The organism is Streptomyces sp. NPDC029159 (assembly GCF_055564055.1).
The window spans coordinates 58,584-70,528 of record NZ_JBVHWT010000008.1 but is presented as its reverse complement, the minus strand read 5'-3'; the positions used below and the strand labels follow the sequence as shown (position 1 = coordinate 70,528).

Sequence of the window (11,945 nt, the reverse complement as noted above, 5' to 3'; positions counted from 1 at the left end):
CCGCCGCCGCACGCCGTCCCTGACACGGTCGGCCGGATATCGTGCCCTCCGCGCGGCCGGCCGTGCCCCCGCCGCGCCCGTGCACACAGCGGAAGACGCCGAGGAGAAGTCCGAAGGGCGTGATGCCGCACCGCACCGGCGGAGCGGACGAGGGGCTGGAAGGGCCGAGTACGCGAATCTGTGTTCTCATGTCACTCAGCGTGACGGACGCCCGGCTCGGGCACCATCGGGGATCTCCCGGAGATCGTCCCTGACGCCCCGATCCCCTTTCTCCGGGAAAACCCGGATTTCCGGCCGGTCGCCCGCGCGGAGTGTGACGGCGGGATGAAATCCGACGGTGGGGATGTTGGCAATTTCCGTCAAGGACGAGGCGCGGGAGGCACCGGGTGGCGGGGACGGACACGGCAGGACAGAGCTGGGCGCGGAGGCTGGTCCGCGACTGCTGGCAGTACCGGACGGATGTACTGCTCTCGCTCGGCTCCTCGCTGGGCGGTATGGCGGTCATGGCGCTGGTGCCGCTCATCCCGAAGCTGATCATCGACGACGTGATCGTCCGCCACGACCGCACGCTCGCCCCCTGGGCCTCTCTCATGATCGTCGCCGCGGTCGTCGTCTACGCCCTCACCTATGCCCGCCGCTACTACGGCGGACGGCTCGCCCTCGACGTCCAGCACAGCCTCCGCACCCGTATGTACGGCTCGATCGCCCGGCTCGACGGCCGGCGTCAGGACGAGCTGAGCACCGGGCAGGTCGTCGGCCGCGCCACCAGCGACCTCCAGCTCATCCAGAGCCTCCTGTTCATGACGCCCATGATGATCGGGAACGTCCTGCTCTTCCTGGTCTCGCTGGTCGTGATGCTGACGCTCTCCCCGCTGCTCACGGTCATCGCGCTGGCCGTCGCCCCGGCCCTGTGGTTCGTCGCCAAACGCAGCCGCACACGCCTCTACCCCGCCACCTGGTACGCCCAGAGCCAGGCCGCAGCGGTCGCGGGCGTCGTGGACGGCGCGGTGTCCGGAGTCCGGGTCGTCAAGGGCTTCGGGCAGGAGCAGCAGGAGACCGGCAAGCTCCGGGAGGTGGGCCGCAAGCTGTTCGCCGGACGGCTGCGCACGGTGCGCCTCAACGCCGTCTACAACCCCGCCCTTCAGGCCGTCCCGGCCCTCGGCCAGGTCGCGATGCTGGCCCTCGGCGGCTGGATGGCCACCCGCGGCGAGGTCACCCTCGGCACCTTCGTCGCCTTCTCCACCTATCTCGCCCAGCTCGTCGGCCCGGTCCGGATGCTGGCCGTGGTGCTGACCGTCGGCCAGCAGGCACGGGCCGGCGTCGAGCGGGTCTACGAACTGATCGACACCGACCCGGTCGTCGAGGAGCGCCCCGACGCCCACGCACTCCCCGCCGACGCCCCCGCCACCGTCGAGTTCGACGCCGTCACCTTCGCCTACGGCGAGGCCGCTGCCGGACCCGACCGTGACGCGGAGACCGCCGAGGCCGCGGCCACCGGCGCCGCCGGGAAGCCCGCCCCGGCCGGCGCCCCCGCACCCCGCCCCGTACTGGACGGCTTCTCGCTGCGCATCGCCCCGGGCGAGACCGTCGCCGTCGTCGGCCGGTCCGGCAGCGGCAAGTCCACCGTCTCGCTGCTGCTGCCCCGCTTCTACGACGCCACCGCCGGCCGCGTCCTGATCGGCGGCCACGACGTCCGCGACCTCACCCTGGAGTCGCTGCGCTCCGTCATCGGCCTGGTGCCCGAGAGCAGCTTCCTCTTCTCCGACTCGGTGCGCGACAACATCGCCTACGGCCACCCGGAGGCCACCGACGAGCAGATCCGCACGGCCGCCCGCATCGCGCAGGCCGACGGCTTCATCGGCGAGCTGCCCGAGGGGTACGACACCGAGGTCGGCGAGCAGGGCCTGACGCTCTCCGGAGGCCAGCGGCAGCGCATAGCTCTGGCCCGCGCCATCCTCACCGACCCCCGGCTGCTGGTGCTGGACGATGCGACGTCCGCCGTCGACGCCCGGGTCGAGCACGAGATACACGAGGCGCTGCGCGGGGTGATGGCCGGCCGCACGACGCTGCTCATCGCCCACCGCGCCTCCACCCTGGCCCTCGCCGACCGCATCGCCGTGCTCGACGGCGGCCGCCTCGTCGACATCGGCACCCAGGACGAACTCACCGCCCGCTGTCCCCTCTACCGCAGCCTGCTGACCGACCCGGACGAGCTGGGCGGCGTCCCGCACGATCCGGCCGGTGCGGTGGCGGGCGCCTTCGACGGCGAATCCGCCGCGACCGGCCTGCTGGAACCGCTCCCCGTGGCCCACCCCGACGGCGCGCACCCGAACGGCGCACGCCCCGGCGCCACCGACTCCGCCGCCTCGGACGGCGCCCCCGGCCCGCACGGCATCACCCCCGAGCTGTGGGTCCGCCGCGACACCGACGGTGCCCCGGAAGGGCCGACCGGACCGGCCGCCACCCCCGAACTCCTCGAACAGGTCGCCGCGCTCCCGCCGGCCATCGACACCCCGGACATCGACGAGGAGCGGGCCGCCGCGGCCGAGGGCTCGTACGGTCTGCGGCAGCTGCTGCGCGGCTTCCGCGGGCCGCTGCTGATCGCCCTCGCTCTGGTGGCCGTGGACGCCCTCGGCGGTCTCGTCGTCCCGATCCTCATCCGGCAGGGCATCGACGAAGGCGTCCGCCGCGGGGTGCTCGCCGGGGTGTGGACGGCCGCACTCCTCGCCCTGGTGACGGTGCTCGTCCAGTGGGCCGCGCAGATCGGCGGCAACAGGATGACCGGCCGCACGGGCGAGCGGGTCCTGTACTCCCTCCGCGTCAAGATCTTCGCCCAGCTCCAGCGCCTCGGCCTCGACTACTACGAGCGCGAACTCACCGGCAAGATCATGACGCGGATGACCACGGACGTCGACGCGCTGTCGACGTTCCTGCAGACCGGCCTGGTCACCGCCGTCGTCTCGGTGCTGACCTTCGGCGGCATCCTCGTGGCGCTGCTCGTCATCGACGTCCAGCTGGCCCTGGTCGTCTTCGCCACCCTCCCGCCGCTGATCCTCGGCACGTACTTCTTCCGCAAGCAGAGCGTCAAGGCGTACGAGCTGGCCCGGGAGCGGATCAGCGTCGTCAACGGCGACCTCCAGGAGAGCGTCGCCGGGCTGCGGATAGTCCAGGCGTTCCGGCGCGAGGGCATGGGCGCCGCGCGGTTCGCCGATCGCAGCCACGCCTACCGCCAGGCCCGGATCCGCGGCCAGTTCCTGATATCCGTGTACTTCCCGTTCGTCCAGCTGCTGTCGTCGGTCGCCGCCGCCCTGGTGCTGATCGTCGGCGCCGGACGGGTCGGCGCGGGCACCCTGACGGCCGGTGCGCTCGTCGCCTACCTCCTCTACATCGACCTGTTCTTCGCCCCCGTCCAGCAGCTCTCCCAGGTCTTCGACGGCTACCAGCAGGCGTCCGTCTCGCTCGGCCGCATCCAGGAGCTGCTGCGCGAGCCGACCACCACCCCCGCCGCCGCGGACCCCCGCCCGGTGCCGCAGCTGCGCGGCGAGATCACCTTCGACGGGGTGGACTTCCACTACGGCGCGGAGTCCGACGGAGCCGAACAGGCGCTGTCCGGCATCGATCTGACGATCCCCGCCGGGCAGACCGTCGCGTTCGTCGGCGAGACCGGCGCCGGAAAGTCCACCCTCGTCAAGCTGGTCGCCCGCTTCTACGACCCGACCGGCGGGGCGGTCCGCGCCGACGGCACCGACCTGCGGGAGCTGGACCTCACCGGCTACCGCCACCGCCTCGGCATCGTCCCCCAGGAGTCGTACCTCTTCGCCGGTACGGTCCGCGACGCCATCGCCTACGGGCGGCCGGACGCCACCGACGCCGAGGTGGAGGCCGCGGCCCGTGCGGTCGGCGCCCACGCGATGATCGCCACCCTCGACGGCGGCTACCTCCACGAGGTCGCCGAGCGCGGCCGCAACCTCTCCGCAGGTCAGCGCCAGTTGCTGGCCCTGGCCCGCGCCGAGCTGGTCGACCCCGACATCCTGCTGCTCGACGAGGCCACCGCCGCCCTCGACCTCGCCTCCGAAGCCGTCGTCAACCAGGCCACCGACCGGCTCTCCGGACGCCGCACCACCCTCGTCGTCGCCCACCGCCTGACGACCGCGGCGCGTGCCGACCGGGTCGTGGTGATGGACCGCGGCCGGGTCGCCGAGGACGGCACCCACGCCGAACTCCTCGCCCGCAACGGCCGGTACGCCGCCCTGTGGCGCGCCTTCGCCGGAGAGGAGACGACGGCGCGGGTCTGACCGCACACCGGCCGGGGCCGCCACCCCCGGCCGGCCAGGCGTTACGCATCGGTGCTGGTGGGCCCCTGTTCCCCCGGGTAGGTTCGGCGCGAATTCCGCGACCCCTGGGGAGAGATCATGCGAAGAACGTTCAGCTGGCTGGTGCCGGTCGCCGTCCTGATCGGCACGGCGGGCGCCACCACCGCCCCGGCCACGGCGGCCACCACCGCGCCGCAGCCGCAGGACATCAAGGAGCGCCTGCTCGCGATACCCGGCATGCACCTGGTGGAGGAGAAGCCGGTCGACGGCTACCGCTACTTCGTGCTCACGTACACCCAGCCGGTCGACCACCGCCACCCCGACCGGGGCACGTTCGAGCAGCGGCTGACCGTGCTGCACAAGTCGGTCGACCGCCCGACCGTCTTCTACACCTCGGGCTACAACGTCAGCACCACCCCGTCCCGCAGCGAGCCCACGCAGATCATCGACGGCAACCAGGTCTCCCTGGAATACCGCTACTTCACGCCCTCCCGGCCGCAGCCCGCCGACTGGAAGAAGCTGGACATCCGGCAGGCCGCCGACGACCAGCACCGCATCTACCAGGCGCTGCACCGCGTCTACGGGAAGAACTGGATCGCCACCGGCGGCAGCAAGGGCGGTATGACGGCGACGTACTACCGCCGCTTCCACCCCGACGACATGAACGGCACCGTCGCCTACGTCGCGCCCAACGACGTCGACAACGACGAGGACTCCGCCTACGACCGGTTCTTCCGCACCGTCGGCACCCCGGAGTGCCGCACGGCGCTGCACAAGATCACCCGCGAGGCGCTCAACCGCCGCGACGAGATGGATGAGCGGTTCGCCCGGTGGGCCGAGAAGGAGAAGAAGACCTTCCGCCTCTTCGGTTCCGTCGACCGCGCCTACGAAGTGCTCGTCACGGACCTGGAGTTCGGCTTCTGGCAGTACCAGCCCGCCGCCACCGCCTGCAAGGACGTGCCCTCCCCGGAGGTGTCCACCGATGCGCTGTGGACGTGGATGGACGAGGTCGGCGGCTTCGAGAGCTACACCGACCAGGGCGTGGAGTCGTACACGCCGTACTACTACCAGGCCGGCACCCAGCTCGGTGAGCCCGGATACGGCTACCCGCACCTCAAGGGCCTGCTGAAGTACCCCGGCATCAACAACTCCCGCACCTTCGTGCCGCGGGAGATCCCCATGAAGTTCGACAAGCGCGCCATGCCGGACGTGGACCGCTGGGTACGCCACCACGCGCAGCGGATGATGTTCGTCAACGGCCAGTGGGACCCGTGGAGTTCGGAACACTTCGAGCTGGGCAAGGGCGCCCGGGACTCCGCCGTCTACACCGTGCCCGGCGGCAACCACGGCTCCAACATCGCCAAGCTCAAGGACGCCGACCGCACCAAGGCCACCGCCTCCCTCCTGAAGTGGGCGGGCGTCGACGCCCACGGCAAGGCCACCGCGCAGGCCCCCTACGACCGGAAGCTGGACCGCCAGGAGCTGCACCGCACCGCGCCGCTCCGCCCCTGATCCCGGCCCCGGCCCGGTCACGGCTGACGGAACGTTACGGCGGGCCCCTCCACCCGGGAGGGGCGCGCCCCGTGCCGCCGCGTCAGTACGTCAGCCCGTGGCCGACCGGGTACAGCTCCTCCTCCGGCGCGTCGGCCCGCATCACCGGCACCGGCAGCCGCCCCCGCGGCGCCCGCCGCCCGGCGATCACCCGCGCCGCCGCCCGCACCTCGACATCGGTCCACCCGTAACTCGCCAGCGCCGCCCGCACCCCGCCGAGCTGCGCGATGTCGTACGGATTGCGGACCGCGAGCTGCACCACGGGCTTCCCGGTGGCGAGCAGCGCCTCGACGAGCGCGCACTGCGGCGATCCTGGCGTGATGTCGTACGTCACGACGACCGCCGCGTCCTGGTCGCCGAGCGCCGCCACCGCGTTGCCGATCACCGTCCGGTCCGGTTTCAGGCCCGTGGACAGCGCGGTCGCGGCGAAGCCGAGCCCGGTCAGCTCCCGGGCCAGCACCCCGGTGGGCGGCCCGCCCGTCCCGGACGGCGCGGCCGTGTCCACCCCCGCCACCAGCAGCCGGTGCTCCCGGCGGCGGGAGAGCGGCAGCACCCCGCCGGTGTTGCGCAGCAGCGTCGTCGTCCGGTCGGCGAGCGCGTCCGCCGTCTCCAGATGGCGGCGGACGCCCACCACCCGGTCGACCTCGGCCCGTGAGGTGTACGGGTCGGCGAACAGACCGCGGCGCTCCTTGAGCAGCAGGATGCGCAGCAGCTTGGCGTCGATCTCGGCCTCGGACAGCTCGCCCTCCTTCAGGGCGCGGACGACGGCGGTGTGTGCGACGGCGAGGTCCGGAGGGTTGAGCAGCTGGTCGGCGCCGGCCTTGAGCGCCAGCACCGGCACCCGGTCGTCGCCGTACTTCTCGCGGACGCCCTGCATGCCCAGCGAGTCGGTGATCACCACACCGTCGTAGCCGAGCCGTTCGCGCAGCAGCCCGGTGAGGATCGGGTGCGAGAGGGTCGCCGGGTCCCCGCTGGGATCGAAGGCGGGGACGATGATGTGCGCCGACATGATCACGTCGATCCCGGCGGCCACCGCGGCCCGGAACGGCGGCTCGTCCAGCCGCTCCCACTCCTCGGCGGTGTGGTGGATGGTCGGCAGCCCGACGTGGCTGTCGACGTCGGTGTCACCGTGCCCGGGGAAGTGCTTGGCGCAGGCGGCCACCCCCGCACCCTGATAGCCGCGCACCTGGGCGGTGACCATCCGCGCCACGGCCCGTGGATCGGAGCCGAAGGAACGGACGCCGATGATCGGGTTGGCGGGGTTGACGTTGACGTCGGCGTCCGGGGCGAAGTCCTGCCGGACGCCCATCGCGTACAGCTCGGCGCCGCTGATCCGGGCCGCGGTCGTGGCGTCGGCGCGCGAGCCCCCGGCGCCGAGCGCCATCGCGCCGGGCAGCAGCGTGGCGGGCGCGCCGATCCGCGTGACGATGCCGTGCTCCTGGTCGGTGGAGATCAGCAGCGGGACGGGCAGCCGCTGTGCGGCGCCCGCCTTCTGGATGCCGTTGGACAGCTCCGCGATCTGGTGCGGATCGCGGGTGTTGTGCGCCCAGCTGAAGTAGATGATGCCGCCGACGTGGTACTTCGCGATGAGTTCGGCCGCGTTCGCGACGCCGATCTCCTTGCGGTTGGCGTCCACGTCGGCCTGGTCGGGGTCGGTGGCGGAGTGCCCGTAGACCCGCATGACGAAGAGCTGACCGGCCTTCTCCTCCGGTGTCATACGGGCGATCAGGCGCCGCATCCGCTCCCGCGCGGCGGCGGTGGGACGGGCGGCGGCAGGGCCCGCGGCGGCCGCGGGAACGGTGCCCGCGGCGCAAGCGGCGGCAGCCGCGGCGGCGGTGGTCAGGACGGCACGTCTGGAGTGCATGTGCGCTCCTTCCGGCGGGCTTCCCCGGCGAAATGAGGGACAGTCGGAGGATCACGGATAGCCCGAAAGCATCGCCCGGTCAATGACCGGTTGACCGGCGCCGCCCGGCGGTTGCGTCCCGGACGGAGCCGTGCAGAGGGACGACGCCCTCCTCCTGGTGGCCCGTCAGGACCCCGGCGACGCCGCGCCCGGACCGCGTTGTCAGACCCCGGCGGTACCGTTCGGAGCATGGGCAACGCGGTCAACGCCTCGGTGGTCGAAGGGGTCCTGGAGCGGATCACCTACGCCGACGAGGAGAGTGGTTACACCGTCGCGCGCGTCGACACCGGCCGTGGCGCGGGCGATCTGCTGACGGTCGTCGGTGCGCTCCTGGGCGCGCAGCCCGGCGAATCCCTGCGGATGGAGGGCCGCTGGGGCTCCCACCCGCAGTACGGCAAACAGTTCACCGTGGAGAACTACACCACCGTCCTGCCCGCCACGGTCCAGGGCATCCGCCGCTATCTCGGCTCCGGCCTGATCAAGGGCGTCGGCCCGCGCATCGCCGACCGCATCACCGAGCACTTCGGCGTGGCCACGCTCGACGTCATCGAGGAGGAGCCGGCGCGGCTGATCGAGGTGCCGGGGCTCGGCCCGAAGCGGATGAAGAAGATCGCCGTGGCCTGGGAGGAGCAGAAGGCGATCAAGGAGGTGATGATCTTCCTCCAAGGTGTCGGCGTCTCCACCTCCCTCGCCGTGCGCATCTACAAGAAGTACGCGGACGAGGCCATCGCCGTGGTGCGCGAGCAGCCCTACCGCCTGGCGGCCGACGTCTGGGGCATCGGCTTCCTGACCGCCGACCGCATCGCGCAGGCGGTCGGCATCCCGCACGACAGCCCGGAGCGGGTCCGGGCCGGAATCCAGCACGCCCTGTCGCAATCGGCCGACCAGGGGCACTGTTTCCTGCCCGAGGAGCAGCTGATGGCCGACGCCGTGAAGTTGCTCCAGGTCGACACCGGCCTGGTCATCGACTGCCTGGCCGAGCTGGCGGCGGACCCGGAGGGCGTGGTCCGCGAGAAGATCCCGCAGGGCGGCGGCGAGGCCCCCGTCACCGCCGTCTACCTGGTGCCCTTCCACCGCGCCGAGCTGTCCCTGACCGGCCGGCTGACGCGGCTGCTGCGCACCCCCGAGGACCGGCTGGCCGCCTTCGGGGACGTCGACTGGGAGCGCGCGCTGGCCTGGCTGGCGCGGCGTACGGGCGCCGAGCTGGCGCCGGAGCAGCGGGACGCGGTGCGCCTCGCGTTGACGCGCAAGGTGGCGGTGCTCACCGGCGGCCCGGGCTGCGGCAAGTCCTTCACGGTCCGGTCGGTGGTCGAGCTGGCCCGCGCCAAGAAGGCCCGGGTGGTGCTGGCCGCGCCGACGGGCCGGGCCGCCAAGCGGCTGGCGGAGCTGACGGGCGCGGAGGCGTCGACCGTCCACCGGCTGCTGGAGCTGAAGCCCGGCGGAGACGCCGCCTACGACGCCGACCGGCCGCTGGAGGCCGATCTGGTGGTGGTCGACGAGGCGTCCATGCTCGATCTGCTGCTCGCCAACAAGCTGGTCAAGGCGGTCCCGCCGGGCGCCCATCTGCTGCTGGTGGGCGATGTCGACCAGCTGCCGTCGGTCGGCGCGGGGGAGGTGCTGCGGGATCTGCTGGCCGACGGCGGCCCGGTGCCGTGCGTCCGGCTGACCAGGATCTTCCGCCAGGCCCAGCAGTCCGGCGTGGTGACCAACGCGCACCGTGTCAACGCCGGGAAGCCGCCGCTGACCCAGGGCCTGCCGGACTTCTTCCTCTTCGCCGAGGAGGACACCGAGGAGGCCGGCCGGCTGACCGTGGACGTGGCGGCCCGCCGTATCCCCGCGACGTTCGGGCTGGACGCCCGGCGGGACGTCCAGGTGCTCGCCCCGATGCACCGCGGACCGGCCGGGGCGGGCGCGCTCAACGCCTTGCTCCAGCAGGCGGTCACCCCGGCGCGCCCGGACGTGCCGGAGCGCCGCTTCGGCGGCCGGGTCTTCCGGGTGGGCGACAAGGTCACCCAGATCCGCAACAACTACGAGAAGGGCCGCAACGGCGTCTTCAACGGCACGGTCGGCGTGGTCACGGATATGAACACCGACGAGCAGCGGCTCCTGGTGCGCACCGACGAGGACGAGGAGGTTCCGTACGACTTCGACGAGCTGGACGAGCTGGCGCACGCCTATGCGGTGACGATCCACCGTTCCCAGGGGAGCGAGTACCCGGCGGTGGTGATTCCGGTCACCACGGGCGCCTGGATGATGTTGCAGCGAAATCTGCTCTATACGGCGATAACCCGGGCAAAACGTTTGGTGGTGCTGGTGGGGTCCCGGAGGGCTCTGGGGCAGGCCGTACGCACGGTGTCCGCCGGTCGGCGGTATACGGCGCTCGATCGCCGACTCGCCGGAGTGGTGGGCGTCGCTCAACTTCCCTAATCGGGTCGAAGGGGCGCAGGATGGTCAGGTAAACGGCACTCAGTGCCGCCCGAAGGCCGAATTGCCGACCCCGAGTGCACATCCCAGGTCCAAATGGGGGAAGGTAGAGGCAGTCAGGGCACCTCGAAGAAGAGGCACAACGTCGGTGAGGGATGACGTGAGCGACAACTCTGTAGTACTGCGTTACGGGGACGGCGAATACAGCTACCCGGTCGTCGGCAGCAGCGTCGGCGATAAGGGCTTCGACATCTCGAAGCTGCGCGCCCAGACCGGTCTGGTGACCCTGGACTCCGGTTACGGCAACACCGCCGCGTATAAATCCGCGATCACCTATCTGGACGGTGAGCAGGGGATTCTGCGCTACCGCGGCTACCCGATCGAGCAGCTCGCGGAGCGCAGCACGTTCGTCGAGACCGCGTACCTGCTGATCAACGGTGAGCTGCCGACCGTCGACCAGCTGTCCAACTTCAAGCAGGACATCACCTACCACACCCTGCTGCACGAGGATGTCAAGCGCTTCTACGACGGCTTCCCCCGGGACGCCCACCCGATGGCGATGCTGTCGTCGGTCGTCAGCGCCCTGTCGACCTTCTACCAGGACAGCCACAACCCGTTCGACGAGCAGCAGCGGCACATCTCCACGATCCGCCTGCTGGCCAAGCTGCCGACGATCGCGGCGTACGCCTACAAGAAGTCGGTCGGCCACCCGGTCGTCTACCCGCGTAACGACCTCGGCTACGTCGAGAACTTCCTGCGCATGACGTTCTCGGTGCCGGCCGCCGAGTACGACCTGGACCCGGTCGTGGTCAGCGCCCTCGACAAGCTGCTGATCCTGCACGCGGACCACGAGCAGAACTGCTCGACCTCCACCGTGCGCCTGGTCGGCTCCTCGCAGGCGAACCTCTTCGCCTCGATCTCCGCCGGTATCAACGCGCTCTGGGGCCCCCTGCACGGCGGTGCCAACCAGTCCGTGCTGGAGATGCTGGAAGGCATCCAGCGCGACGGCGGCGACGTCGACTCCTTCATCCGCAAGGTGAAGAACAAGGAAGACGGCGTGAAGCTCATGGGCTTCGGGCACCGCGTCTACAAGAACTTCGACCCCCGGGCGAAGATCATCAAGGCGGCGGCGCACGACGTCCTCTCGGCGCTCGGCAAGTCCGACGAGCTGCTGGACATCGCCCTGAAGCTGGAGGAGCACGCGCTCTCCGACGACTACTTCGTCGAGCGCAAGCTCTACCCGAACGTCGACTTCTACACCGGCCTGATCTACCGGGCCATGGGCTTCCCGACCGAGATGTTCACGGTCCTCTTCGCCCTCGGCCGCCTCCCGGGCTGGATCGCCCAGTGGCACGAGATGATCAAGGAGCCCGGTTCCCGGATCGGCCGCCCGCGGCAGATCTACACCGGCATCGTCGAGCGCGACTTCGTGCCCGTCGAGCAGCGCTGACCCGTCCGGGCGTCCGCGCCCGGTACGGAGACGGCCCCCGCCCGTCCAGGGTGGGGGCTCGTTCGCTTTCCGTGCGGGGAAGGCGAACGGAGCAGAAGAACGGAAACGAAAAGCGCCCCGCCTCCAGATCCCCCCACGGGTCCAGAGCGCGGGGCGCTTCCCTTGTCCCGGGTCGGATTCCCCCCACGGGATCCGTCCGGGCGTTCAGGGTGCACCGCGATCTGCCGGGACGCGCACGTTCGGGAGGGCCGCTCAAAGCTCCCCGGGCACGTCGCCCCGGCCACGCGTAGCCGGTCCGATCCCC

General features: G+C 71.5%; 5 protein-coding genes. 4 read left to right on the top strand and 1 reads right to left on the bottom strand.

Translation table 11 applies throughout. From position 1 onward, the window contains the following. Nucleotides 1-386: 386 nt before the first annotated feature. Complete coding sequence (locus tag ACZ4U4_RS17585; protein WP_467874716.1) at nt 387-4,295, top strand: ABC transporter ATP-binding protein; 3,909 nt, start codon at nt 387-389, stop codon at nt 4,293-4,295. A gap of 117 nt (nt 4,296-4,412) precedes the next feature. After that, a complete protein-coding gene (locus ACZ4U4_RS17580; protein ID WP_467874714.1) occupies nt 4,413-5,825 on the top strand; it encodes a S28 family serine protease in 1,413 nt (470 codons plus the stop codon). Nucleotides 5,826-5,907: 82 nt separating this feature from the next. Here the strand turns inward: ACZ4U4_RS17580 and ACZ4U4_RS17575 are convergent, their stop codons facing one another. Beyond that, nucleotides 5,908-7,728 carry a glycoside hydrolase family 3 protein gene (locus ACZ4U4_RS17575; RefSeq protein ID WP_467874711.1) on the bottom strand — a complete coding sequence of 607 codons (1,821 nt, stop codon included), beginning with the start codon at nt 7,726-7,728 and terminating at the stop codon, nt 5,908-5,910. A gap of 228 nt (nt 7,729-7,956) precedes the next feature. On the opposite strand from ACZ4U4_RS17575, the gene recD2 reads away from it, so the two are divergent. Both recD2 and ACZ4U4_RS17565 read left to right on the top strand, forming a co-directional pair. After that, complete coding sequence (gene recD2 / locus ACZ4U4_RS17570; protein ID WP_467874709.1) at nt 7,957-10,194, top strand: SF1B family DNA helicase RecD2; 2,238 nt, start codon at nt 7,957-7,959, stop codon at nt 10,192-10,194. A 157-nt stretch (nt 10,195-10,351) separates the two neighbouring features. Beyond that, nucleotides 10,352-11,641, top strand: coding sequence for a citrate synthase (locus tag ACZ4U4_RS17565; protein ID WP_030283168.1), 1,290 nt, complete (start codon nt 10,352-10,354; stop codon nt 11,639-11,641). Nucleotides 11,642-11,945: the final 304 nt, after the last annotated feature.